Below are 268 nucleotides of genomic sequence, written 5' to 3' on the forward strand. Positions count from 1 at the left end.
ACCTTGCGGCGCGTGGCGTGCGTCAGGGCTGGCTGCCGCTGGTCGGCGTCGTCTCCGACGGCCTCATCACTTCGCCCTTCGCCACCGAGATCGTACGTGGCCTCGATGGGGCGGCCCGTAGCGCCGGCATGGCGGTCTTTGCGGTCAACCACAGAAGCGGCCAGTCTATCGGCTCGGTGCTGGACGAGGTGCAGCAGTTCCGGCCGCGCGCCGTTGCTTATGCCGCAATGTACCACAAGCATGTCGCCCTGCCGGACAGGTTGGCGGG

General features: G+C 68.3%; 1 pseudogene. It reads left to right on the top strand.

From position 1 onward, the window contains the following. A pseudogene (locus AF337_RS10550) lies at positions 1-268 on the top strand (LacI family transcriptional regulator); the annotation flags it as partial.

This window comes from Rhizobium ecuadorense, from assembly GCF_001187535.1.
Taxonomy (GTDB): Bacteria; Pseudomonadota; Alphaproteobacteria; order Rhizobiales; family Rhizobiaceae; genus Rhizobium; species Rhizobium ecuadorense.